This is a genomic window from Bradyrhizobium sp. INPA03-11B (assembly GCF_040446015.1).
Lineage (GTDB): Bacteria > Pseudomonadota > Alphaproteobacteria > Rhizobiales > Xanthobacteraceae > Bradyrhizobium > Bradyrhizobium macuxiense_A.
Genome location: NZ_JASGSR010000034.1, coordinates 11842 through 35065, shown reverse-complemented (window position 1 = coordinate 35065; position 23224 = coordinate 11842). Strand labels below are relative to the sequence as shown.

Annotated in this window: 22 protein-coding genes; 8 read left to right on the top strand and 14 right to left on the bottom strand. The window is 65.3% G+C overall.

Features of this window, described 5'->3' with window-relative positions; genetic code table 11:
- Nucleotides 1-116: 116 nt before the first annotated feature.
- The 3 genes from QMZ05_RS16680 to QMZ05_RS16670 form a co-directional block, all read right to left on the bottom strand.
- Nucleotides 117-2378, bottom strand: coding sequence for a response regulator (locus tag QMZ05_RS16680; RefSeq protein ID WP_353701739.1), 2262 nt, complete (start codon nt 2376-2378; stop codon nt 117-119).
- A gap of 103 nt (nt 2379-2481) precedes the next feature.
- A complete protein-coding gene (locus QMZ05_RS16675) occupies nt 2482-3000 on the bottom strand; it encodes a hypothetical protein (RefSeq protein WP_353701738.1) in 519 nt (172 codons plus the stop codon).
- A 130-nt stretch (nt 3001-3130) separates the two neighbouring features.
- Nucleotides 3131-4669: a YifB family Mg chelatase-like AAA ATPase gene (locus tag QMZ05_RS16670; protein WP_353701737.1), complete on the bottom strand. Its 1539-nt coding sequence runs from the start codon at nt 4667-4669 to the stop codon at nt 3131-3133.
- Nucleotides 4670-4966: 297 nt separating this feature from the next.
- On the opposite strand from QMZ05_RS16670, the gene QMZ05_RS16665 reads away from it, so the two are divergent.
- The gene (locus tag QMZ05_RS16665) at nt 4967-5275 is read left to right on the top strand and encodes a helix-turn-helix transcriptional regulator (protein WP_353701736.1); all 309 of its coding nucleotides are present in this window, start codon (nt 4967-4969) and stop codon (nt 5273-5275) included.
- A complete protein-coding gene (locus QMZ05_RS16660) occupies nt 5263-5850 on the top strand; it encodes a hypothetical protein (protein ID WP_353701735.1) in 588 nt (195 codons plus the stop codon). Before QMZ05_RS16665 ends, QMZ05_RS16660 begins: the two co-directional genes overlap by 13 nt.
- Nucleotides 5851-5943: 93 nt before the next feature.
- Here QMZ05_RS16660 and QMZ05_RS16655 read toward each other — a convergent pair whose 3' ends face one another.
- From QMZ05_RS16655 to rsmI, 4 genes are all read right to left on the bottom strand, one after another.
- Nucleotides 5944-6915 (bottom strand): MBL fold metallo-hydrolase, encoded by a 972-nt coding sequence (locus QMZ05_RS16655; protein WP_353701734.1) that lies wholly within the window; start codon nt 6913-6915, stop codon nt 5944-5946.
- Nucleotides 6916-7187: 272 nt separating this feature from the next.
- A complete protein-coding gene (gshB, locus tag QMZ05_RS16650) occupies nt 7188-8135 on the bottom strand; it encodes a glutathione synthase (RefSeq protein ID WP_353701733.1) in 948 nt (315 codons plus the stop codon).
- Between the two features lie 25 nt (nt 8136-8160).
- Entirely contained in the window at nt 8161-8562 is a 402-nt protein-coding gene (locus QMZ05_RS16645) for a YraN family protein (protein WP_353701732.1), read from the bottom strand.
- Nucleotides 8549-9502: a 16S rRNA (cytidine(1402)-2'-O)-methyltransferase gene (rsmI, locus tag QMZ05_RS16640; RefSeq protein ID WP_353701731.1), complete on the bottom strand. Its 954-nt coding sequence runs from the start codon at nt 9500-9502 to the stop codon at nt 8549-8551. The genes QMZ05_RS16645 and rsmI overlap by 14 nt, the downstream gene beginning before the upstream one ends.
- 219 nt (nt 9503-9721) lie before the next feature.
- Between rsmI and QMZ05_RS16635 the strand changes: the two genes are divergently transcribed.
- The gene (locus tag QMZ05_RS16635) at nt 9722-10924 is read left to right on the top strand and encodes a penicillin-binding protein activator (RefSeq protein ID WP_353701730.1); all 1203 of its coding nucleotides are present in this window, start codon (nt 9722-9724) and stop codon (nt 10922-10924) included.
- Nucleotides 10925-11015: 91 nt separating this feature from the next.
- On the opposite strand, the gene hemW is transcribed toward QMZ05_RS16635, so the two are convergent.
- From hemW to rph, 3 genes are read right to left on the bottom strand one after another with little or no spacing between them, the layout of a single operon-like run.
- Nucleotides 11016-12173: a radical SAM family heme chaperone HemW gene (gene hemW, locus QMZ05_RS16630; protein WP_353701729.1), complete on the bottom strand. Its 1158-nt coding sequence runs from the start codon at nt 12171-12173 to the stop codon at nt 11016-11018.
- Nucleotides 12160-12795 carry an RdgB/HAM1 family non-canonical purine NTP pyrophosphatase gene (gene rdgB, locus QMZ05_RS16625; protein ID WP_146986221.1) on the bottom strand — a complete coding sequence of 212 codons (636 nt, stop codon included), beginning with the start codon at nt 12793-12795 and terminating at the stop codon, nt 12160-12162. The genes hemW and rdgB overlap by 14 nt, the downstream gene beginning before the upstream one ends.
- Nucleotides 12796-12806: 11 nt before the next feature.
- On the bottom strand, nt 12807-13520 hold the full coding sequence (rph, locus tag QMZ05_RS16620) for a ribonuclease PH (RefSeq protein ID WP_016841497.1): 714 nt from the start codon (nt 13518-13520) through the stop codon (nt 12807-12809).
- Nucleotides 13521-13714: 194 nt separating this feature from the next.
- Between rph and hrcA the strand changes: the two genes are divergently transcribed.
- Together hrcA and grpE are read left to right on the top strand one after the other, a co-directional pair.
- Entirely contained in the window at nt 13715-14803 is a 1089-nt protein-coding gene (gene hrcA / locus QMZ05_RS16615) for a heat-inducible transcriptional repressor HrcA (protein WP_016841498.1), read from the top strand.
- 165 nt (nt 14804-14968) lie between these two features.
- Nucleotides 14969-15574, top strand: a complete 606-nt coding sequence (grpE, locus tag QMZ05_RS16610) for a nucleotide exchange factor GrpE (protein ID WP_146986222.1) — start codon at nt 14969-14971, stop codon at nt 15572-15574.
- Nucleotides 15575-15612: 38 nt separating this feature from the next.
- Here grpE and QMZ05_RS16605 read toward each other — a convergent pair whose 3' ends face one another.
- The 4 genes from QMZ05_RS16605 to QMZ05_RS16590 all read right to left on the bottom strand — a co-directional run bounded on the left by QMZ05_RS16605 (nt 15613) and on the right by QMZ05_RS16590 (nt 18718).
- Nucleotides 15613-16038 carry a VOC family protein gene (locus tag QMZ05_RS16605; RefSeq protein WP_353701728.1) on the bottom strand — a complete coding sequence of 142 codons (426 nt, stop codon included), beginning with the start codon at nt 16036-16038 and terminating at the stop codon, nt 15613-15615.
- Nucleotides 16039-16105: 67 nt separating this feature from the next.
- Nucleotides 16106-16948: an AraC family transcriptional regulator gene (locus tag QMZ05_RS16600; protein ID WP_353701727.1), complete on the bottom strand. Its 843-nt coding sequence runs from the start codon at nt 16946-16948 to the stop codon at nt 16106-16108.
- Nucleotides 16949-16972: 24 nt separating this feature from the next.
- On the bottom strand, nt 16973-17683 hold the full coding sequence (gene pncA / locus QMZ05_RS16595) for a bifunctional nicotinamidase/pyrazinamidase (protein WP_353701726.1): 711 nt from the start codon (nt 17681-17683) through the stop codon (nt 16973-16975).
- 99 nt (nt 17684-17782) lie between these two features.
- The gene (locus QMZ05_RS16590) at nt 17783-18718 is read right to left on the bottom strand and encodes a hypothetical protein (protein WP_353701725.1); all 936 of its coding nucleotides are present in this window, start codon (nt 18716-18718) and stop codon (nt 17783-17785) included.
- Between the two features lie 567 nt (nt 18719-19285).
- On the opposite strand from QMZ05_RS16590, the gene dnaK reads away from it, so the two are divergent.
- From dnaK to QMZ05_RS16575, 3 genes are all read left to right on the top strand, one after another.
- On the top strand, nt 19286-21187 hold the full coding sequence (gene dnaK, locus QMZ05_RS16585; RefSeq protein WP_026192053.1) for a molecular chaperone DnaK: 1902 nt from the start codon (nt 19286-19288) through the stop codon (nt 21185-21187).
- A gap of 182 nt (nt 21188-21369) precedes the next feature.
- Complete coding sequence (gene dnaJ / locus QMZ05_RS16580) at nt 21370-22500, top strand: molecular chaperone DnaJ (protein ID WP_353701724.1); 1131 nt, start codon at nt 21370-21372, stop codon at nt 22498-22500.
- 100 nt (nt 22501-22600) lie between these two features.
- Nucleotides 22601-23203, top strand: a complete 603-nt coding sequence (locus QMZ05_RS16575) for an rRNA adenine N-6-methyltransferase family protein (protein ID WP_353701723.1) — start codon at nt 22601-22603, stop codon at nt 23201-23203.
- Nucleotides 23204-23224 lie beyond the last annotated feature (21 nt).

The window sequence follows — 23224 nt, the reverse complement described above, 5'->3', positions numbered from 1 at the left end:
GACCCATAACCACAGCCGTTTGCGATTCGCAGGCTGTGGCCGCAACCGATCGCCAAACTAGCTTCAGTGATTATGGGTCCCTGCTTTCGCAGGGACGACGGCGGAGATTTTGTCGCTTACGCCGCGATATGCCGCCCGGCGGCGAGGCCTGCGAGGGCTTCTTCCAGCTTCTCGCGGTCGAGCGGCTTGATCAGGAAGCCGTCCATGCCGGCTTCGAAGCAGGCGTAGCGATCCTCCACCAGCGTGTTGGCGGTCAGCGCCAGGATCGGCGTCCGGCGTCCGGACTGGGCGGCCAGCCCGCCGGATTCTTGGGCGCGGATCTGCTTGGTGGTCTCGATGCCGTTGAGGCGCGGCATCTGGATGTCCATCAGCACGATGTCATAGGGCGTGCCGGCCGACGTCGCCGAGAGCCAGGATTCCATCGCCTGCTCGCCATTGGTCGTGATGACCACGTTGTGGCCGAGCCGGGTGAGCAGCGAGCGCATCAAGAGCGCGTTGATCTCATTGTCTTCCGCGACCAGGATCGAGAGCCCCTTGTCCGGTGCCGCAGCCGCCGGCGCGGTAGCGGTGGGCTCGGCGATTGCCTCGCTCACAAGGCTTGGCGCGGCGATCTCGGGTGACGCGGTCAGGCGTGCGGCAAGTGACGACGCGCGGAGCGGCTTGACCAGATAGCCGGTGAACATCGCCGTCTCGGACGCCGCGAGGTCCTGCCGGGTCGACGGCGTGACCATCACGATGCGATGGGTTGCATGGATGCGGGCAGCGATGGCGAACGCCTCCATCGTCTGGGGTCCGAGCGTGTGATCGATCAGGACGGTGTGCCAGCTCCGCTCCGGCAGCAGCGCCTCGGCGACATTGGCATCCGACACGATGCAGGTCTGCGCGCCCCAGCGTTGCAGCCGCCGCGAGATCAGCGAAGCCTCGATGCTGTGCGGCGCGACCAGCATGATCGACTGGCCGGCGAGATCAGGCGCCGTGAAGCTATTGGCCTCGCCGGTGTCGGCGGCGGCCAGCGGGATCGACACCTCGAAGGTCGAGCCTGAACCGGGCGTGCTGGCGAGCGTGATGCGGCCGCCCATGCGCTTGACGATGCGGTCGCTGATCGACAGGCCGAGGCCGGTGCCGCCATAGCTGCGCGCGATGCGATCGTCGGCCTGCTCGAACTCCCGGAAGATGCGCTGCTGCGCCTCCGGTGCGATGCCGATGCCGGTGTCGCGAACCAGGAAGCTGATCTCGTTCGGCCAGATCCCGGGCTCGACGATCAGCGCCACGCCGCCGGTCGCGGTGAACTTGATGGCATTGCCGGCGAGATTGAGCAGCACCTGACGCAGCCGCGCCGCGTCGCCGGTCACCTGGATCGGCAATCGCTCGTCGACATAGGCGGCGATCTCGATGCCTTTGGTCTGCGCGCGCGGCGCCAGCAGCTCGGTGATGTCCTCGATCAGGCCGGACAGCGCAAAGGGGCGGTTTTCGAGATCGATCTTGCCGGCCTCGATCTTGGAATAGTCGAGCAGCTCCTCGATCAGCGCCATCAGCGCATCGCCGGATGTCTTGACCGCCTTGACGTAGGTCATCTGCTCCGGCGTCAGCTGGGTGTCCATCAAGAGCCCGCTCATGCCGATGATGCCGTTCAGCGGCGTACGGATCTCGTGGCTCGCCATCGCCAGGAAGCGCGACTTGGCGCGGTTGGCGGCGTCGGCCTGATCGCGCGCCTCGGTCAGCGCGCGCTCGCTCTCGGTGCGGTCGGTGACGTCGCGGCCGACACACTGCATCTCCGCGGGCGCGCCGGCATCGTTGCGCACGAGGCCCTCGCGCCAGGCGATCCAGCGCGGCCCGAGCGGTCCCTCGATCTTCTGGTCGTAGACCCTTGTGCCGCTGGATTCGAGCGCGGTGTCGCCCTGCTCGAGCACCTTGAGCGTGGCGGTGCTGCCGATCAGTTCGCTGCGCGAAATCTGCGCCAGCTCGCAATAGGCGTCGTTGGCATAGGTGATGCGGCCGTCGAGGTCGCGCAGCACGATCAAATCGTCCTGCGCCTCGAACAGGGTGGAGGCGCGCTGCTCGGCCTCCTGCAGTTCCCAGTTGCGGTCGGCCATCGCCTCATTGTGCATGGCGATGGTGCGCAGCCTTCTGCGCATCAGCCGCAGCCGGATGCCGAGCGTCACGATCCAGAGGCAGGCGAGTGCAAACAGGAAGCTGACGCCAATCGCGAATGCATTGGGATCGTAGCCGCTGTGCGGCGAGAGGGCGCCGGAGATGAACCCGAAGGCGCTGCCGAATGCGATCGAGAAGATCGTGAACGAACGGACGATCGTCGCGACCCAGGAATGGCGCCGCAGGAAGCGGCGAAGGCGTAGCTTGATCCGGAAGAAACGCCCCATCGATGGTGGTCCTGAGATAGCCCGATCTAATGATGACGATGCGTCGGCGACCTTGCAAAGTGCTTGAGGTTAGTGGCTGTTTCGCGCTGCCCTCGGAACAGGGTTAGCGGGAGGTTAACTCCGCCATGATCCGGCGCGGAAAATTCTGGTCAGGCGCGAGCGAAGCCGCCTCAACGCGGCGATGGCCGCCGCGGGCGCTGACGATCAGGGCCGCGGCATCGCGCGCCGAGAACGTCTTCGACTGCACATAGACGCGGTAATCGAACGGACCGTCGTGGGTAAGATAGATGACAGGACCGGTTGCGGTCGGCTCGCTGGAAATCCCGATCAGCTGCGGCACTGCGTTGCTTTCGCAGGCGCCGGCCTCGGCATCGTCGATGTCATCGATCACGGTGAAGTCGGCGGCATCGGCGCTGTCGGCGATCTGAACCCGGACGGTGGCAAGGCCGGGATCGTCGGTGAAGCTGACGTTGAACTGCGCCTGCCAGGGGACTGACGCGATCTGCATCGTGGCGCCGCCCACCTCGATGCAGGGCCGGGGACCCGGCAGCAATTCAGCGCGGGCAAACACCGCGGCCACGGCAAGGGGGACCACCGAGGCCAGAACCTTCATACGCAACATGACACAACTCGCTCGACCCAAGCGTGCCGCGGACCGCGGTGCTTATGGTTTGCGGAGCGTAAATGAGAGTGGTTACCGTCACGTTGACACGTGCTACTCAGCCACGAATTGAAACAGGCTCAGGTTCGCGTCAGGCCGCGCGGCGCAAATCGTCGGCCAATGCACGATAGGACAGCGCTTCGGCGAGGTGCAGCCGGCCGATCGTCTCCGCGCCGTCGAGATCGGCGAGCGTGCGCGCCACCCGCAGCACGCGGTGATAGCCGCGCGCGGTGAGGTGCATGGTGTCGGCGGCCTCGCGCAGCAGCTTCTGTCCCTGCGCATCGGGCCGCGCGATGGTCTCGAGCAGCGAGCTCGGCGCCTCCGCATTGGTGCGGACCTGCGGCATGCCGGCGGCAGCATAACGCGCGAGCTGGATGTCACGTGCGGCCGCGACGCGCGCGGCGACCTCGGCCGAGCCTTCCGCCGGCGGCGGCAGGATCAGATCGGCCGCGGTCACGGCGGGCACCTCGATCCTGAGATCGATGCGATCCATCAGCGGGCCGGAAATCCGCATCTGGTAGTCGGCGGTGCAGCGGTCGAGCCGGCCGCGCTTGCAGGAATAGCCGGGCTCATAGGCATGGCCGCAGCGGCACGGGTTCATCGCCGCGACCAGCATGAAGCGCGCCGGATAGGTGACGCGATGGTTGGCCCGGCTCACCGAAACCTCGCCGTTCTCCAGCGGCTGGCGCAGCGAATCCAGCACGCGCGGATCGAACTCCGGCAATTCGTCGAGGAACAGCACGCCCTGATGCGCGAGCGAGATTTCGCCCGGCTTCGCGCGCATGCCGCCGCCGGTCAGCGCGGCCATGCTGGCGGAATGATGCGGGCTGCGGAACGGGCGCCGCGCCGTCAACGCGCCGTCGCGGATCTCGCCGGCGACGGAGGCGATCATCGAGACTTCGAGCAGCTCCGATGGCGACAGCGGCGGCAGGATCGACGGCAGCCGCGCCGCCAGCATCGACTTGCCGGCGCCGGGCGAGCCCATCATGAGCAGATGATGCCCGCCGGCGGCCGCGATCTCGAGCGCGCGCTTGGCGCTCTCCTGGCCCTTGATGTCGCGCAGATCGAGCAGCGCTTCCTCGCGCTCATGCACCTTCGGCTGCGGCCGCGACAGCACCTGCGTGCCCTTGAAGTGATTGGCGATCTGGATCAGCGAGTGAGCCGCGATGATCTGGATGTCCGGGCTCGCCCAGGCGGCTTCCGAGCCGCAGGCGGCCGGACAGATCAATCCCTCATCGCGCGAATTGGCGCCGATCGCCGCCGGCAGCACGCCCGCCACCGGTGCGATCGAGCCGTCGAGCCCGAGTTCGCCGAGCACGGTGAAGCCGCTGAGCGCATCCGGCGGGATCGCCCCGATCGCCGCCATCAGGCCGAGCGCAATCGGCAGGTCGTAATGGCTGCCCTCCTTGGGCAGGTCGGCCGGGGCGAGGTTGACGGTGATGCGGCGGGCGGGCAGCGCGAGGCCGGAGGCAATCAGCGCCGAGCGCACCCGCTCGCGCGCCTCCGACACCGCCTTGTCGGGCAGGCCGACGATCGCAAACGCCGGCAGCCCGGGCGCGACCTGCACCTGCACGTCGACCGCGCGAGCCTCGATCCCCTCGAAAGCGACGGTGGAAACCCGCTGGACCATGCTGCCCCTATCTTCCGCCACCCAAGGTAGCGGAGCGGGCCCTCCAGCGCAAGAACATTAAGAGAACATCCGGAGTGGCGGGTCCGGCTCGATGGAAAGCGTCAGTTTGCGGCTGCCACCCGAGGTTGCCTCAGCGGCATGCCTCTGAGTGTGGCCGGTTGGCGCCGTTCCCTGCTGATGTCAGGGAAATCTGGCTCGGAAATCTCCGAAGACCACCCTTGTACGAAAATCGACATAGCCCTATATCGATTATCAAGTATGGGCCAAAAAGGGCCGCACGATCGGGAGACATAAGTGATGGCAAAGAATGTTCGGCTTTCGGGGCCGACCCTTAAGGTGCTGAGGTTCTTTATGGGCGACGTTTCGCGGCCTCGTTCAGGTGCGGAAATTCACCAAGCGACAAGAATCGGCTCTGGGACTCTCTACCCGCTCCTCGTGCGCTTGGAGGAGGCTGGTTGGTTCTTAAGCGAGTGGGAGCAAATCGAGCCTTCGCAAGAGGGTCGTCCCCGCCGACGCTATTACACCATAACTGGTGCAGGCCAGCGTGCAGCGAGGGAGGCACTCGCGCCGCTCCAATGGGAAGGCGCTCTCGCATGGCAATCGTAACGGAAATAATAATCGGCGTTGGCGTGTCGCTGCTCGCGCAGGAAGTCATTGCCAATGCGCCTCGGATCACTCGCTGGCTTGTTATGCGTGCTGTGCGTGGTCTCCCCGAAAAAGATCGCGACCGCTTCTCCGAAGAGTGGCTGTCTCACGCGGAGGAGCTTCCCGGCAGTCTCGCCAAGTTACACCACGGGCTTGCATGTTACGTCCACGGCGTTCGACGCATTGTCCGCTATCGTAACGCACCGGATCTGAGACATCTTAACCGCACCGCGCTTGCTGTGATCCGCCTAAAGGCGTGGGCAGGCCTTCTTCGAGTCGATTTGAAGTTTATCGTTGTTATGGGAGTACGTGGTCAATTCCGTCGTATCAAACTCTCCATGCAAATCAACCGACTGCTTGTATCGACACTGATGCACGGACTGCGGAATGGGCACAGTATTGCCGATGTCCGCACAGCGTTAGACGCGCGGAGCAACGAACTGAAGGAAATCTTTGAGCGGCATCTCGGTACTCGCGTACGACAGGACTCGAAACGCTCAACTACCACCACTGAAAAAGCGGATACAGCGGCATGACCGCTCACGGTTGAGATCGTTGTCGCACCGCCTCGGATGGGTTCGCAAAATGCATCGGGGGCGGCCGGCTGGCCGCCTCCGACACGCTTTCTGTTAAAGATTCATCTGCATCGGCTCGGGATAGTAGTGGAAGCCCTCGCCGGCCTTGGCGACGTGGCCGTAGCCCGGCCAGGCGAAGTGATAGGACATGACAGGCGTCTTGTTCGCGGCCAGCATCTCCAGCAGCTTGACCCGCGAGGCCGCCGCCTGCTTCGGGTCGGTGTCGTAGGAGAATTCCATCCGCGGCCGTTCCAGCAGCAGCACCGCGTGATGCGAGAGGTCGCCGAGGAAGGCGAACGACTTGCCGCCGGAGCTCACCATGAAGATGGTGTGGCCCACGGTGTGGCCGGGCGCCGCGATCGCCTGCACGCCGGGCAGGAATTCCTGGCCGTCCTTGAAGAACACGATGCGGTCGCGCACCGGCAGCAGGTTCTTGCGGGCGTGCACGACAAAGTCCTTCAACGGACTGCCCATCTTGCCTTCGTCGGTCCAGAAATCGAGATCGCTCTGCGCGATGTAGTACTGCGCATTCGGGAATAGCGGCTTGTTGTCGGCGCCGACAATGCCGCCGATGTGATCGATGTGCGCGTGCGACAGCACCACGGCGTCGATGTCCTCCGGCTTGATGCCGGCTTCCTGCATGCTCTTCTGCTGCCGCCCGGTGGTCGGACCGAACGCCTTCGACGTGCCCATGCCGGTATCGAACAGGATCAGCCTGTCGCCGGTGTTGACGATCGGCGAATTCTGCTCGAGCACGACATTGTCGGGCGAGAGGAAGTTGTCGGAGAGCATCTTCTTCACTTCTTCCTTCGGCACGCCGGTGAAGGTGCCGGAGGGATCGCCGAGCGGAAGCGGACCGTCGGAGACGACGGTGACTTCGGCATCGCCGAGCACGAAGCGGTGCCAATAGGGAGTCTGTGTGCCGAGTTTCGGCGCGCGCGCTTGCGCAGTGCCGCCGAGGAGTGTGCTGGCGCCGAGACCGGCACCGAGCGCGAGCAAGGATCGTCGTGAGACATTGAGCGTCATAACGTCTTCCTCCACAATTTTTATGAGTTTGTCGCGTTGTTGCCCGCGTTTGGCCCGCCGCTTGACCTGACACAGGCAAGAGGATGCTGCCCGCGCCTGCGCAAGCTGGCAAGAAGAATAAGGAGAACGCAAGCGCAGCCGAACTCTCGGCTAACGCGCGATGCGATCGTGATTCATCGTCATCGCGCTTTAGCGCTTTGTTTGGGCATGATCTTTTCGGGCGATCATGCGCGAGAGTTCAACCTGCATGTGCAACGCACAAGGGAGGAGGATTATTTCGCGGCGCGCTTCTTCTCGATGGTATCCCAGATCTTGGCCGCGACGTCGGGGCCGTTGAGCCGCGCAATGGCGCGGATGCCGGTCGGCGATGTGACGTTGATCTCGGTCAGATTGCCGTCGATCACATCAAGGCCGACGAACATCAGGCCAAGTTCGCGCAGTGCGGGCCCGACGGTGGCGCAGATTTCGCGCTCGCGATCCGAGAGCTCGGTTGCCTTGGCCGCGCCGCCGCGCACCATGTTGGAGCGCAGATCGTCCGCTGCCGGCACACGGTTGACGGCGCCAGCGAACTCGCCGTCGACCAGGATGATGCGCTTGTCGCCATGCTTCACCTCGGGAAGGAAGCGCTGGATCACCCAGGGCTCCTTGAAGGTGACCGAGAACATGTCGAACAGCGAGCCGAAGTTCATGTCCTGCGGCATCACGCGGAACACCGCAGCGCCGCCATGGCCGTGCAACGGCTTCATGACGACGGCGCCGTGCTCGTCGCGGAACGCATTGATCTCGTCGAGGTCGCGCGAGATCAGGGTCGGTGGCATCAGCTGCGGGAAATTCATCACGAACAGCTTTTCCGGGGCGTTGCGCACGCTGGCCGGATCGTTGACCACCAGGGTCTTCGGATGGATCCGCTCGAGCAAATGGGTCGAGGTGATGTAGGCGAGATCGAACGGCGGGTCCTGCCGCAGCAGCACGACGTCGAAGCCGTTGAGCGCCTCGCGTTTCGGCTCGCCCAGCGTGAAGTGACTGCCGACCTCGTCGCGCACGGTGAGCGACTGCAGCGGTGCCACCAACTCGTCGCCGCGCAGCGACAGCTTGTCGGGCGTGTAGTAGGAAATGCCGTGGCCGCGCTTCTGCGCTTCGAGCAGCAGCGCAAAGGTCGAATCGCCGCGGATGTTGATGCGCGCGATGGGATCCATCTGGACGGCGATCTTCAATTTCATAGGCGTGTCCCGCGAGGTCTTGAGGTTAATTAGGGCTAGCGTCGAATGCCGCTAACAGATGGCGCGGCAGGCTCCTCGGCGCAATCAGCACGGCGTCGAATCTGAGGTCAAATTCGGCATGTTCGGGATGCGCCATCAGCCAGGCCTGGGCGGCATTGACGATGCGTTGCTGCTGGCGCGGCGTCACCGCATAGGCGGCGTCATCGAGGCTGGCCCGGGCCTTGACCTCGACGAAGGCGACGAGATTGCGCCGCCGCGCCACCAGGTCGATCTCGCCATAGGGGGTGCGGAAGCGTTTCGCGAGGATGCGATAGCCCTTGGCGATCAGAAGGGCCGCGGCGCGGCTTTCGGCCGAGAGGCCGGTGCGGAATGCGGCGACGCGTTCGGGCGAGGCGCTGTCAGTCTTCGCGCTGTCAGTCTTGGCCATCGCCGTCCCCGATGGTTTTGGCAAGCTCAAGCGCGCGGGCGTAGACCTCGCGGCGCGGCCGGCCCGACAGCTCGACCGCATGCGCCACCGCATCCTTGACGCTGCCGCGCGCGAGCTGCGCGCGCAGGAGATCGTCGAGCGCATCGGGGTCCATCACCCCGGCATCGTCGGCCGGCGGCCCGATCACGAGCACGAACTCGCCGCGGGTCTCCAGCGCGTCCGCTCTCGCCGTAAGCTCGGCGACCGGCGCGCGCTTGACCTCCTCGTGCAGCTTGGTCAGCTCACGGCAGATCGCAGCATGGCGATCGCCCATGATCGCGGCGAGATCGCGCAGCGTGTCCTGCACGCGATTGCCGGATTCGAACATCACAAGCGTCGCATCGATCCGGGCGAGTTCATTGAGCCGCGCGCGGCGCGCATGCTCCTTCGCCGGCAGAAATCCCTCGAAGAAGAACCGGTCGGTCGGCAGCGCCGCCACCGACAGCGCCGTCAGCACCGACGATGGCCCGGGCACCGCGACGACGGCATGCCCGGCGGCGCAGACTTCGCGCACCAGCTTGAAGCCGGGGTCCGATATCAGCGGGGTGCCGGCGTCGGACACCAGCGCGATCGAGGCGCCCTGCGCCAACCGCTCCAGGATCTTGGGCCGGGCCTGGGCGGCATTATGCTCGTGGTAAAGCGCGAGCTCGGCGGAGATCGCGTAACGTTCGGTCAGCCGGCGCGTAATCCTGGTGTCCTCGCAGGCGATGACGTCGACACCCGCCAGCGTCTCCAGCGCGCGCAGGGTGATGTCGGCGAGGTTTCCGATCGGGGTCGCGACCAGATGGAGCCCGGGCCTGGCCTTTGGCGCAGCCAGCTGCTGGCCGCCGATCGAAAAGCTTCTGGCCGCAGCACCTGTCGTGGCATCGGAATGGTGGAGGGAACTGGCTTTTGCGCGCATAATGCCAATCTAGATGGACGGGAGCGCTAGCGCCACATCCGGAAACCGCGATGACGGTAGGCGGTTGCTGAGGGAAACGGGAGCCGCGGCAAGGGCGCCGCGGGGCCATAATCCTTTTGTTTTAGTTAACTATTCGCCGACAATATGCCCAAATCCACCCGCCTCATCTGAGGTCGATGGAGTCCTGGCCGATCCTGGTCGGCCAAGAGAAGAGAGACGATGGAAGGCCCGCATCACCGCAACTCCCCGCCGTCGGGCGCGACCCGGCGGACGGCGCTCGGCCTGCTCGTGGGCGCGCCGTTGCTCGCGGCCTGTTCCGGCATCCAGCAGAGCTTGAGCCAATTCTCCAGCAACCCGGAAGGTGGTCCCGCCGGCCCGCAACAGCAGCCGCAGGCGGTCGGCACCGGGCAGGTCAAAATTGCATTGATCCTGCCGCTGTCGGCGTCCGGCAATGCCGGGCTCGCGGCGCAGTCGATGCGCAACGCCGCCGAAATGGCGCTCGCGGAATTCCAGAACCCGAACATCCAGCTCCTGATCAAGGACGACGGCGGCAGCCCGCAGGGCGCATCGCAGGGTGCCCAGCAGGCACTGTCCGAAGGCGCCGAGATCATCCTCGGGCCGCTGTTCGCCGGCTCGGTGCCGGCCGTCGCGCAACTGACGCGGCCGCGCGGAACCTCGGTGATCGCATTCTCCACCGATTCGAGCGTCGCCGGGCACGGCGTCTATCTGCTGAGCTTCTTGCCGGAGTCCGACATCAACCGGATCGTTGATTATTCTTCCGGGATCGGAAAGCGCTCATTCGCCGCGATGGTGCCCGACAACGCCTATGGCAACGTGGTCGAGGCCGCATTCAAGCAGGCGGTCGGCCGCAAGAATGGCCGCGTCGTCGCCTTCGAGAAATATGGCGCCGATCGCGCGACGCCGGCGCGGACCGTGGCGCAGGCGCTCGGCCAGGCCGATGCGCTGCTGATTGCCGACGACGGCGATTCGGTGGTCGCGACCGCCGATGCATTGACCGCGGCGGGCGCCAATCTGCGCAACATCCAGCTGCTCGGCACCGGGCTGTGGGACAATCCGCGGGTGTTCGCGAGCCCCGTCTTGCAGGGCGGTCTCTACGCCGCACCCGACCCGTCCGGCTTCCGCAGCTTCGCCAGCCGCTATCGCGCCAAGTTCGGCGGCGAGCCGGTGCGCACCGCAACGCTCGCCTATGATGCCGTGGCATTGATGGCGGCGCTGGCGCGCACGCAAGGGGCGCAGCGCTTCGCACCGGAGACGCTGACCAATCCGTCCGGCTTTGCCGGCATCGACGGCCTGTTCCGCTTTCGCTCCGACGGCACCAACGAGCGCGGCCTTGCGGTCATGAAGGTGGCGTCCGGCGGCAGCACGCCGGTTGCAGGTTCGCCGAAGAGCTTTGGGGCTTAATTTTCGTCAACCGGTCGAGCTGCCTTGTCGAGCGCCGGCACGTGCCGGCCACTTTGCATGGGGTTGTTTTCGATATTTCGGCAGCGGGTGCCTAGGCAGCCAAGTCTGCGACCACGGCGTCGAGCACCGGGAAGCCTGACTTGGTCACGCGCAGCCGTCCGTCGGCATCGACGGCGATCGCGCCTTCCTCGCGCAGCATCGCGATCCGGTGCGGATCGAGCTTTCGGCCGGAGAGCTGCGCATAACGTTTGGGATCGATGCCTTCGGCGAGCCGCAGCCCCATCAGCAGGAATTCGTCGGCACGCTCTTCGCTGTTGAGGCTGTCATCGGTGACGACGCCGTGGCCGCGCTCCTCGACATTCAGCAGCCACGCCTCGGGGCGCCGCTCGGTCGCGGTCGCGTGCCTGATGCCATCGATGTCGAGTCTTCCATGCGCGCCGGGGCCGATGCCGGCATATTCCTCGCCGCGCCAATAGACCAGATTGTGCTTGCACTCCGCCCCAGTGCGGGCGTGGTTGGATATCTCATAGGCCGGCAATCCCTCGCGGGCGCAGACCTCCTGCGTCACGTCGTAGAGTGCGCGCGAGGTCGCTTCATCCGGAGTCTGCAATTTGCCGGCGGCATGCAGCCCGAAGAACGGCGTGCCTTCCTCGATCGTGAGCTGATAGAGCGACAGATGCTCGGCCGCTTCCGAGATCGCCTGCTTCAATTCATCGGCCCACATCCGCGGCGTTTGGTCGGGGCGGGCGTAGATCAAATCGAACGAGTAGCGGTCGAATGCGGAGCGTGCGATCGCAACCGCGTCGAGCGCCTCGCGCGCGGTGTGCAGGCGGCCCAATGCCTTCAGCGAAGCGTCATCCAGCGCCTGCACGCCGAGCGAGACGCGATTGACGCCGGCTGAGCGATAGCCGCGAAAGCGCGTCGCCTCGACGCTGGTCGGATTGGCCTCGAGCGTGACCTCGACGTCGCGCGCGACCTGCCAATGCTTGCCGACCGCATCGAGCACCGCGCCGACGGTCTGCGGCTGCATCAGCGACGGCGTGCCGCCGCCGAGGAAGATCGAGGACACCTCGCGCCCCGGCACCCGCGCCGCCGTGGTCTCGATCTCGCGGGCGAACGCGCGCACGAAGCGGGCCTCGTCAACCGGCGCATGCCGCACGTGGCTGTTGAAGTCGCAATACGGGCATTTCGACAGGCAGAACGGCCAGTGCACATAGACGCCGAAAGCTTCTCGGTCAGCGTGGCTCAAGGCAGATCTCCGCGAGCTTCACGAAGGCGCGGGCGCGATGTGACAGGCCGAGCCCGAGCGGCGGCAGGCCGTGCTTCTCGATGCTGCTCATCTCGCCAAAGGTCCGCGTGTACCCATCCGGCAGGAAAGCCGGATCATAGCCGAATCCGGCGGTGCCGCGCGGCGGCCAAACCAGGGTTCCATCGACCCGGGCCTCGACCTCTTCGAGGTGATGGTCCGGCCAGGCCACGCACAGCGCGGAGACGAAATGTGCTTTGCGCTGCTCCGGCGCAGTGGCACCGCGCTCCTGCAGCAGCCGCTCGATCCGCGTCATCGCCGCCATGAAATCCTTGCCTTCGCCGGCCCAGCGCGCCGAGTAAATGCCGGGCGCGCCGTCGAGCGCGTCGACCACGAGGCCGGAATCGTCGGCGAAGGCCGGCAGTCCGGTCGCCTTGGCCGCCGCGATCGCCTTGATCGCCGCATTGGTGCGAAAGCTGTCGCCGGTCTCCTCGGGCTCAGCCAGATCGAGCTCGCCCGCCGACACCGCCTCGACGCCATGCGGCGCCAGCAGTTCCCGCATCTCGGCAAGCTTGCCGGGATTATGGGTGGCGATGACGAGCCTTCCGGTGATTCGGCGATGCATGACCAATCAGACTACGCGACCGCGATCTTTTGCAAGTCGACCAGACGCGCGACACCTTTGCGCGCCAGCGCCATCAGCGCCAGGAATTCACCTTCCGAGAACGGCGTCTTCTCGGCGGTGCCCTGCACCTCGATGATGCGGCCATCGCCGGTCATGACGAAATTGGCGTCGGTGTCGGCCTCGGAATCCTCGGCATAGTCGAGGTCGAGCACCGGCGTGCCCTGGTAGATGCCGCAGGAGATCGCCGCCACATTGTCGCGCAACACGTTGGTCTTCAGCATGTTGCGGGTCTTCATCCAGTTGATGCAGTCGGCCAGCGCCACCCAGGCACCGGTGATCGAGGCGGTGCGGGTGCCGCCATCGGCCTGGATCACGTCGCAATCGACCGTGATCTGGCGCTCGCCGAGCGCTTCGAGATCGACGGCGGCGCGCAGCGAGCGGCCGATCAGCCGCTGGATCTCGACCGTGCGGCCGCCCTGCTTGCCGGCGGAGGCCTCGCGGCGGGTGCGTTCCAGGGTGGCGCGCGGCAGCATGCCGTATTCGGCGGTGACCCAGCCGCGGCCCTGGCCCTTCAGCCACGGCGGCAACCGCTCTTCCAGCGTTGCGGTCACCAGCACATGGGTGTCGCCGAACTTCACCATGCAGGAACCCTCGGCATATTTGACGACGCCGCGTTCCAGCGACACGGGGCGCAGTTCATCGGGCGCACGGCGGCTTGGCCGCATGAAATCCTCCAAAAATCCGACAGATATGGCTGGGCGTGCTTGTAGGAGGGGCAGGGGGCAGCGGCAAGGGTCTTGGCGAGGGTTTTGGCAAGGGTTTTCGGCTCCGGATTGGTCCGGTACCAGAAGGCCGAATGCACGCTTGTCACCGGCCCTCCGGATCGACAAATTAGGCAGTAATTGTGAGGGACTGGAGTGTGACTCACCACGATCCGATTGGCCTGATTGCCCCGCATGCCGGGCTCGCCCAGCTCAACGAGCGCTCGCGCGACATTTTTCGTCAAATCGTCGAAAGCTATCTCGCGACCGGCGAGCCGGTCGGCTCGCGCAACATCTCGCGCCTGATCGCATTACCGCTGTCGCCGGCCTCGGTCCGCAATGTGATGTCGGATCTCGAGCAGCTCGGCCTGATCTATGCGCCGCACACCTCGGCCGGCCGGTTGCCGACTGAGCTCGGCCTGCGTTTCTTCGTCGACGCCCTGATGCAGGTCGGCGACCTCACCGAGGCCGAACGCCAGTCGATCCAGACCCAGCTTGCCGCCGTCGGCCGTGCGCAATCCGTCGAGGCGGCGCTTGGCGAAGCGTTGACGCGGCTGTCTGGGCTGACCCGTGCCGCGGCTGTGGTGCTGACGCAGAAGTCGAATGCACGGCTGAAGCACATCGAATTCGTGCGGCTGGAGCCTGAGAAGGCGCTGGTCGTGCTGGTCGGCGAAGACGGCCAGGTCGAAAACCGCGTGCTGGCGCTGCCGCCGGGCGTTCCATCTTCGGCCCTGACCGAAGCCACCAATTTCCTCAATGCGCGGATCCGCGGCCGGACGCTGGCCGAAGCACGGCTCGAGCTCGAGACGGCATTGACGCAAAATCGCGCCGAGCTCGACCAGCTCACGCAAAAGGTCGTCGCGGCCGGCATCGCGAGCTGGTCCGGCGGCGAGAACGAGGACCGCCAGCTGATCGTGCGCGGTCACGCCAATCTGCTCGAGGACCTGCACGCGCTCGACGATCTCGAGCGGATCAAGTCGCTGTTCGACGATCTCGAGACCAAGCGCGGCGTGATCGACCTGCTCGGCCGCGCCGAGCGCGGTGAGGGCGTGCGGATATTCATCGGATCGGAGAACAAGCTGTTCTCGCTGTCGGGTTCCTCGACCATCATCGCGCCCTACGGTGACGCCCAGGGCCGGATCGTCGGCGTGCTCGGCGTGATCGGGCCGACGCGGCTGAACTATGCACGGGTGATCCCGACCGTCGATTATGCCGCGCGCATCGTCAGCAAGATGCTGGGCGGTTGACTGGTGCGGATTTCGCTTTCATTTGATGGGTTTCGTTCACCCCAACCGGAGATCCCTGTGCCCGAAACCGGTATGTTGCGCTTGATTTTCGCCGCCTAAAGCACGATATGCCGGGCAGCCAATCCCCAAGATTTGAACCGACGCGAGTTTTCGAGAAGGCAAGCCATGACCGATCCGAACCGGGCCAATGACAACACCGAGAATTCGGCGCCGACGGGTGAGCCCGTGGTCTCGAAGCCCTACATCATGCCTGACGATCCCGAGGTGGGGTCGGCCGAGGCGCTGACCAAGGAACTCGCCGAGGCGAAGGACCGCACGCTGCGCACGCTGGCCGAGATGGAGAACCTCCGTCAGCGCACCCGCCGCGAGGTTGCCGACGCCAAGACCTATGGCATCACCGGCTTCGCCCGCGACGTGCTCGATATCGCCGACAATCTGCAGCGCGCGCTCGACGCCGTGCCGGCCGAGACCAAGGAAGCCGCCGATCCCGGCCTGAAGGCGCTGATCGAAGGCGTCGAGCTGACCGAGCGTTCGCTGCTCAACGCGCTGGAGAAGAACGGCGTCAAGAAGTTCGATCCGATCGGCGAGAAGTTCGACCCGAACTTCCAGCAGGCGATGTTCGAGGTGCCTGACGCGTCGGTGCCGTCGGGCACGGTGGTCCAGGTGGTGCAGGCCGGCTACATGATCGGCGAGCGCATTCTGCGTCCGGCGCTGGTCGGCGTCTCCAAGGGCGGCGCCAAGGCTGCACCGAGCGCCGACATCACGGTCTGATCCGTCCAATCCGCGAACCTAAGCGCGCTGTCGTGGCTTCACGGCAGCGGCTTCTCATGCGCTTTCGGCCAATAGGTGCCGAAACTCCAGAGATTTCCTTCCGGGTCCCGGCAGGCGAAATCACGGCTGCCGTATTCGGTGTCGCGCAGTTCCATTTCGATCTTGGCACCCGCAGCCCTCGCCTTCGCGTGCAGGGCGTCGGGATCGTCGACGGCGATGTAGATCGAATCGGTGCGGCGGCCGCTGAGGTCTCCGACCAGCCTGCCATAGGCATCGTCGCGAGCTTGGCCCAACATCAGCAGCGAGGAACCATAGGCAAGCTCGGCATGGTGGATCACGCCGCCGTTGCGATAGACGACGTGCTCGGTGAATCCGATCACGGTCGTCAGCCAGGCGATCATCGCCGCGGCGTCCTTGCAGCGCAGGGTCGGGTAGATGCGGGGCGGTTCGATATCGTGCGTCATGGCCGTGGCCTCCTTGGCTGATGGCGCCACTCTGCACGAGACAATCCGGCTTCGGCTTGAAGGTTTGTTACCAGTCCTCGACACGAACCAGCCGGCCGTTGGTCAGCGCCTGGCGACGTGCCCAGGCGGTCGGCGGTTCCCCTGCGAACGCGACGAACTCGCGGGCGAGATGGGCCTGGTCGGCATAGCCGCTTTCCGCCGCGATCCCCGCCCATCCGAGCCTGGATCCGCTTTGCGCAAGCCGGCTCGCCCGATGAAACCGCATCATGCGCGCCAGCGATTTGGGCGCGATGCCGAGCTCTGATCGAAACCGGCCGACCAGATGCTTGCGGCTCCAGCCGATCTCGCCGGCGAGTGCCGTGATGCTGATGGCACCGGCCGAGTGCGCCAGTCTTCGATAGGCGAACGCGACTTCGTCAGATGGCGCGTGGCCGGCGCGGCGAAGCACGAAGTCCTCGATCAGGTCGAAGCGGCGCTGCCAGCAGGTCTCGGCGCGGAGGCGTTCGCGCAGCCAATAGCCATCACGGCCGAGCACGTCCTCGAGTTCGATCATGCGCCCAGCCAGCTCGGTCACGGCGCCGCCGAAGAAGCTGTAGGCCCCAAGCGGGGTGAAATCCACCTGCACGCAGGCGGCGTGGCCATCGGACTCGATGTAGACCGGTCCTGCATATAGACCGGCAGCAAAGCTGTGCTGGCGGTCGCTCGCTTGCGGCTCCCGCCCGAGCGCGATCAGGAACGGGGTGCCGAAGCTGATGATCAGCGGAACGATCAGCGGCGCGGTCTGCCGCTGCGCGAACCGGCCGGCCGCGGTCTCGCGATAGCCGGTCATCGCAGCAATCAGCCCTGCCGTGCGCAGTGACGGGGCGCGCTGCACGAACTCAAATGCGACGGGTGCCGCGAACTCTGCCATGCAGTCCTCGCAGGAGGCGGCGGCTTACGCGATATCCGAGGACTGGATGCGCTTGACGCCGGCCTCGTCCATGTCGGCCCAGGCCTTGGCCAGGGATCCCTGGGTGTCGATGCCGCGGCAGGCATCCTCCACCACATAGGTTTCGAAGCCGGCCTTGCGCGCATCGAGCGCGGTCCATGCCACGCAGAAATCGGTGGCGAGTCCGGCCACGAAAACCCGCTCGACGTTGCGCGCCTTCAGATAGGCGGCAAGCCCGGTGGTGGTCTTGCCGTCGGCTTCGGTGAAGGCGGAGTAGCTGTCGACGTCCTTGTGAAAACCCTTGCGGATGATCAGCTCGGCCTGCGGGATCGCGAGGTCCTTCGACAGCCCTGCGCCGTCGGTGCCCTGCACGCAGTGGTCGGGCCACAGCACCTGCTTGCCATAGGCGAGGTCGACGGTCTCGAACGGCTTCTTGCCTGCATGGACCGAGGCAAACGAGACGTGACCCGGCGTGTGCCAGTCCTGCGTCATCACCACATTGGCGAAGCTCTTGGCGATCTTGTTGATGACGGGCACGACCTGCTCGCCGTCCTTCACCGCGAGGCTGCCGCCGGGCAGGAAGCAGTTCTGGACGTCGATCACCAGCAGCGCGGAGCCGTCGTCGGGCTTGATGGTGGCGGCCCAGAGACTTCTTGGAACCAGCGTCGCAAGCGCCATCGTACCAAGGCCTGCAACGATCCGTCGTCGATCCAACATCGCGCCCCTCCTCGCTTTGCGTGATACAGCGCGAGGAGGCTAGTTCCGTTCGGCGAACGACGAAAGTGGGATTTTTCCGACCGGGCTGCGAACGGCCGATCAGCCGCGCGGCTGGATGCCGTCGCGCACCGCGCGGAAGCGCGGGAAGGCCTTCTCCCAATCGGTGCGCGGCGAGCTGCCGATGACCCGCACCGATGTTTGCGCGCCGAACCGCAGCCACTGCACGATGGTCACCGGGGTGTTGTCCTTGCCGCTGACGGCGTCGATCCTGGTCTCGAAGCCGGGTTGGCCGTCGATCCGGATCGGTTCGGACATGGTGATCCGCCCGTCGCGCACGCCGGGGATTGTGGTCGCGATCTGCTGGGCAAAGCGGCCGCGGTCGTCGGGCGTGGCCGGGGCCGAGGCGATGACGCCAAGCAGCATGAAGGGCTTGGTCTCGAGGACCTTGTCGTCGCCGTCGGCCATCAGCAGCGCTGCGCCCGGCGCCAGCATGCGGATGTTCTTGAAGCTGCCGAGCTCGGTGACCTTGAACGGCATCATGGCGAGCTGTTCGTCGACCGGCACCTCATTGCGGATCTGGGCCGAGGCGAACATCTGCCGGACCGCGGCGTCGGTGTAGATCTTGCTCGCGTTCTCCGGCACCTGCACCGCGACATAGCCGGAGAAGGTCGGCCCCGGCAGGATCATGGAATAGCGCCGCACATTGCTGGCGCCGTCGCGCGCGCTCTCCACGGTGTAGTAGGCGAGGCCGGCCGGCGTCTCGAGGCTCTCGGGCTTGATGTTTCCGGTGCCGGCCGGGTTGGCCTTGAAGGCGGTCACGACCTCGTTGTAGGCGTCCGCGGGCAGGTCGGCGATCAGGACCTTGACGCCCTGATCCTCGGTCTCGAAGCCGATGAACGATTTGGCGCGGACGAGGCCCACCAGCGGTTTCATCCCGACATGCGCACCCGGCGGAAACACCACGTCGGCGGCAAAGCCACGACAGGTGGCAGCAATCAGCAAGGCAACCGCAACGAGAACTCGAAAAGGCGTCATGGGGGATCTACCGGTTTTGCTTGGTGGCCGCGCAACGGGGCCGGTGCAAGGCTGGATGGCCTCTTTCAGTCGGACCGCTTTTAGCGGTTTTGATGACCCTGCAACAGGCCGCCAAATCTCCGCTCCGGGCCCACAGGCTCGATTCCGTGGGCTTTTCGCCCCGATTGGCTGGCACTTTCCAGTTTCCCGACGTTTCCAACGAACGGCCGCCAGCGGCCAAACAGCGCGCCCTCGACCCGTGCGCCGCTCTCGCATACGACGTTTGTGAGCGTTCACTCAACAGCGCTGACGCCGTGCCGCGAACGTTTGCGGTCGACGGCCCGCCCCATCATTGCCGATTTGTTAACTTGGATCGGGCTTGAACCGGCGCCGCAGTCGGGCTGACACAATCTTTCAAACGTCAGTCTTTTCAGGCCTCAACGTTGCGTCCAGTCCTTGCGGGCAGGACCCTCTCTCCTATATCAGGCTCACCGTCGCAATATCGCGAGTATGTGAACGTCTGGGGGTTCGGTACGGAGCGCCGTCAGGGCCCAACCAACCTGCCGTAGCAAAGAGGATATCAAAATCATGGGTAAGGTCATTGGGATCGACCTCGGCACCACGAATTCGTGCGTCGCCGTAATGGATGGCAAGAACGCCAAGGTGATCGAGAATGCCGAGGGCATGCGGACGACGCCGTCGATCGTTGCCTTCACCGACGACGGCGAGCGCCTCGTCGGACAGCCGGCGAAGCGCCAGGCGGTGACCAATCCCGAGCGTACGTTCTTTGCGGTGAAGCGCCTCATCGGCCGCCGCTATGACGACCCGATGGTCGAGAAGGACAAGAAGCTCGTTCCCTACAAGATCGTCAAAGCATCGAACGGCGATGCCTGGGTCGAAGCCGACGGCAAGACCTATTCGCCCTCGCAGGTCTCGGCCTTCATCCTGCAGAAGATGAAGGAGACCGCTGAGGCGCATCTCGGCCAGAAGGTCGAGCAGGCCGTCATCACCGTTCCCGCCTATTTCAACGACGCGCAGCGTCAGGCCACCAAGGACGCCGGCAAGATCGCCGGCCTCGAAGTGCTGCGCATCATCAACGAGCCGACGGCTGCCGCGCTCGCCTACGGTCTCGACAAGTCGAAGTCCGGCACGATCGCCGTGTACGACCTCGGCGGCGGCACCTTCGACGTCTCGATCCTCGAGATCGGCGACGGCGTGTTCGAGGTGAAGTCGACCAACGGCGACACCTTCCTCGGTGGTGAAGACTTCGACATGCGCCTGGTCGGCTATCTCGCCGACGAGTTCCAGAAGGAGCAGGGCATCAACCTGCGCAACGACAAGCTCGCGCTGCAGCGTCTGAAGGAAGCCGCTGAAAAGGCCAAGATCGAGCTGTCGTCGACCACGCAGACCGAAATCAACCTGCCGTTCATCACGGCTGACCAGACCGGTCCGAAGCATCTGACGATGAAGCTGACCCGCGCCAAGTTCGAGGCGCTGGTGGCCGATCTCGTCGAGAAGACCATCGAGCCGTGCCGCAAGGCGCTGAAGGATGCCGGCCTGACCGCCGGCGAGATCGGCGAAGTGGTGCTGGTCGGCGGCATGACCCGCATGCCGAAGATCCAGGAAGTCGTGAAGCAGTTCTTCGGCAAGGAGCCGCACAAGGGCGTCAACCCGGACGAAGTCGTCGCGATCGGCGCTGCGATCCAGGCCGGCGTGCTGCAGGGCGACGTCAAGGACGTGCTGCTGCTCGACGTGACCCCGCTGTCGCTGGGCATCGAGACGCTGGGCGGCGTGTTCACCCGCATCATCGACCGCAACACCACGATCCCGACCAAGAAGAGCCAGGTGTTCTCGACCGCCGAAGACAATCAGGGCGCCGTGACCATCCGCGTCTTCCAGGGCGAGCGTGAAATGGCGGCCGACAACAAGATGCTCGGCCAGTTCGACCTGATGGGCATTCCGCCGGCTCCGCGCGGCATGCCGCAGATCGAGGTGACCTTCGACATCGACGCCAACGGCATCGTCAACGTCTCGGCCAAGGACAAGGCGACCGGCAAGGAACAGCAGATCCGGATCCAGGCATCCGGCGGTCTGTCCGAGGCCGACATCGACAAGATGGTCAAGGACGCCGAGGTCAACGCGGCCGAGGACAAGAAGCGCCGCGAGGCCGTCGACGCCAAGAACCATGCCGACGGCCTGGTTCATTCGACCGAGAAGGCGCTGGCCGAACACGGTTCGAAGATCGCCGACACCGAGCGCCGTGCGATCGAAGACGCCGTCAGCGACCTCAAGGAAGCGCTGAAGGGCGACGACGCCGAGGCGATCAAGGCCAAGACCAACACGCTGGCGCAGGCTTCGATGAAGCTCGGCGAGGCCATGTACAAGCAGCAGGCCGAGGCCGATGCGGCCAAGGACGCTGCGAAGGATGACGTTGTCGACGCGGAGTTCACCGAGGTCGACGACGACAAGAACAGCAAGAAGTCTGCTTAAGCGGATTTGCGATCATGACCCTCACACCAATGAGCACGCCAAGCGTCTCGGAGGAGTGGGGGTCATTTTTCTTTAAGGCGATCGCTGCATCTTCCAGACAGGCGCAATCCTTGACGCGATTCTCGGCGCATTCTCTGGCGCAATCTTCGGCGATCGCGATGAACTTCGGACGGAATTGAAGGATGTCCACCAAGCGCTGCTATTACGAGACCCTCGAGGTCGAGCGGAACGCGGACGAGACCAAGCTGAAATCGGCTTTCCGCAAGCTCGCGATGAAATGGCATCCGGACAAGAATCCGGGCGACGCCACCAGCGAAGTCCGGTTCAAGGAAATCAACGAAGCCTATGAGGTGCTGAAGGACGGCGACAAGCGCGCCGCCTATGACCGCTTCGGCCATGCCGCCTTCGAGCAGGGCATGGGCGGTGGCGGCCCCGGCTTCGGCGCCGGCTTCGCCTCCTCCTTCTCCGACATCTTCGAGGATCTGTTCGGCATGGCCGGGCAGCGCCGCGGCAGCGGCGGCCGCGAGCGCGGCGCCGACCTGCGCTACAACATGGAGATCACGCTCGAGGAGGCCTTCCAGGGCAAGACCGCGCAGATCGAGATCCCGGTCTCGGTCACCTGCGAATCCTGCTCCGGCACCGGCGCCAAGGCCGGCACCAAGCCGAAGACCTGCTCGCATTGTGGCGGCGCCGGCCGTATCCGGCAGGCCCAGGGCTTCTTCACGCTGGAGCGGACCTGCCCCGGCTGTCAGGGCCGCGGTCAGATGATCGAGGACGCCTGCGCCTCCTGCGCCGGTTCCGGCCGGGTGACGCGCGAGCGCACGCTGTCGGTCAACATTCCCCCGGGGGTCGAGGACGGCACCCGTATCCGGCTCGCCGGCGAAGGCGAGGCCGGCGTCCGCGGCGGACCGCCCGGCGACCTCTACATCTTCCTGTCGCTGACCACGCACCAGTTCTTCCAGCGCGACGGCGCCGACCTGCACTGCCGCGTGCCGATCTCGATGGTGACCGCAGCGCTCGGCGGTGAGTTCGAGGTGCCGACCATCGACAAGGGCAAGACCAAGGTGAAGGTGCCGGCCGGCACCCAGTCCAGCCGGCGATTCCGCATCGCATCAAAGGGTATGCCCGTGCTTCGCTCGCGTCAGACCGGCGACATGTATGTCCAGGTCGTGGTCGAAACGCCGCAGAATCTGACCAAGAAGCAGCAAGAATTGCTGATGGAGTTCGAAAAACTCTCGTCCGGCGCAACCCAGCCGGAGGCAGCGGGTTTCTTCTCTAAGGTCAAGGACTTCTTCGGGAGCCGCTCCGTCTAGCCGCAGTCGTTATGCTTGACCGTAACGACTTCGATCTATACGTGTTTATGACTGTTTTCTGACAACCGCTCGATTGTGCGCGGTCCCGCCTGGTAGCGACATGCCTCTGCAATCGTCCGTGCGTGCGTCGAAGAAGCCCCTCCGTCTCGACGACGAGGTTCGTTTCCTCCGTTCATGGATCGAGAAGCCGCTGCATATGGGCGCGGTGATGCCGTCCGGACGGCTGCTCGCGCGCACCATGGCGCAATATGTCGATCCCGAAGCCGAAGGGCCGGTCATCGAGCTTGGGCCCGGCACCGGGGCGATCACCAACGCGCTGATCGAGCACGGCGTCGACCAGAAGCGTCTCGTCCTGGTTGAGTACAATCCCGGCTTCTGCGCGTTGCTGCGCGAACGCTATCCGCAGGCCAAGGTGGTCCAGGGCGACGCCTACAGGCTTCGCGACACGTTGTGGGACGTCATGAAGTCTCCGGCCTCGGCCGTGGTCTCCGGCCTGCCGCTCGTCACCAAGCCGATGTTGACCCGCCTGAAGCTGATCCGCGACGCCTTCATTGCGCTCGCACCGGGCGCGCCCTTCGTCCAGTTCACCTATTCGGTGGCGCCCCCGATTCCGAAATCGCTGCCCGGCGTGTCCACAGAGGCCTCGGAGCGGATCTGGATGAACCTTCCGCCCGCGCGGGTCTGGGTGTATCGCAAGGGCTGACCGCTCGGTGCAATCGTGCCG

Bases quoted from the DNA above. Each gene is read 5' to 3' on its own strand.
- QMZ05_RS16675 (WP_353701738.1), bottom strand. From the start codon at position 3,000: ATGTTGCGTATGAAGGTTCTGGCCTCGGTGGTCCCCCTTGCCGTGGCC.
- dnaK (WP_026192053.1), top strand. From the start codon at position 19,286: ATGGGTAAGGTCATTGGGATCGACCTCGGCACCACGAATTCGTGCGTC.
- QMZ05_RS16655 (WP_353701734.1), bottom strand. From the start codon at position 6,915: ATGACGCTCAATGTCTCACGACGATCCTTGCTCGCGCTCGGTGCCGGT.
- gshB (WP_353701733.1), bottom strand. From the start codon at position 8,135: ATGAAATTGAAGATCGCCGTCCAGATGGATCCCATCGCGCGCATCAAC.
- QMZ05_RS16635 (WP_353701730.1), top strand. From the start codon at position 9,722: ATGGAAGGCCCGCATCACCGCAACTCCCCGCCGTCGGGCGCGACCCGG.
- QMZ05_RS16590 (WP_353701725.1), bottom strand. From the start codon at position 18,718: ATGACGCCTTTTCGAGTTCTCGTTGCGGTTGCCTTGCTGATTGCTGCC.
- grpE (WP_146986222.1), top strand. From the start codon at position 14,969: ATGACCGATCCGAACCGGGCCAATGACAACACCGAGAATTCGGCGCCG.
- rdgB (WP_146986221.1), bottom strand. From the start codon at position 12,795: ATGCATCGCCGAATCACCGGAAGGCTCGTCATCGCCACCCATAATCCC.
- rph (WP_016841497.1), bottom strand. From the start codon at position 13,520: ATGCGGCCAAGCCGCCGTGCGCCCGATGAACTGCGCCCCGTGTCGCTG.
- pncA (WP_353701726.1), bottom strand. From the start codon at position 17,683: ATGTTGGATCGACGACGGATCGTTGCAGGCCTTGGTACGATGGCGCTT.
- QMZ05_RS16680 (WP_353701739.1), bottom strand. From the start codon at position 2,378: ATGGGGCGTTTCTTCCGGATCAAGCTACGCCTTCGCCGCTTCCTGCGG.
- QMZ05_RS16670 (WP_353701737.1), bottom strand. From the start codon at position 4,669: ATGGTCCAGCGGGTTTCCACCGTCGCTTTCGAGGGGATCGAGGCTCGC.
- QMZ05_RS16665 (WP_353701736.1), top strand. From the start codon at position 4,967: ATGGCAAAGAATGTTCGGCTTTCGGGGCCGACCCTTAAGGTGCTGAGG.
- dnaJ (WP_353701724.1), top strand. From the start codon at position 21,370: ATGTCCACCAAGCGCTGCTATTACGAGACCCTCGAGGTCGAGCGGAAC.
- QMZ05_RS16600 (WP_353701727.1), bottom strand. From the start codon at position 16,948: ATGGCAGAGTTCGCGGCACCCGTCGCATTTGAGTTCGTGCAGCGCGCC.
- QMZ05_RS16660 (WP_353701735.1), top strand. From the start codon at position 5,263: ATGGCAATCGTAACGGAAATAATAATCGGCGTTGGCGTGTCGCTGCTC.
- QMZ05_RS16575 (WP_353701723.1), top strand. From the start codon at position 22,601: ATGCCTCTGCAATCGTCCGTGCGTGCGTCGAAGAAGCCCCTCCGTCTC.
- QMZ05_RS16645 (WP_353701732.1), bottom strand. From the start codon at position 8,562: ATGGCCAAGACTGACAGCGCGAAGACTGACAGCGCCTCGCCCGAACGC.
- rsmI (WP_353701731.1), bottom strand. From the start codon at position 9,502: ATGCGCGCAAAAGCCAGTTCCCTCCACCATTCCGATGCCACGACAGGT.
- QMZ05_RS16605 (WP_353701728.1), bottom strand. From the start codon at position 16,038: ATGACGCACGATATCGAACCGCCCCGCATCTACCCGACCCTGCGCTGC.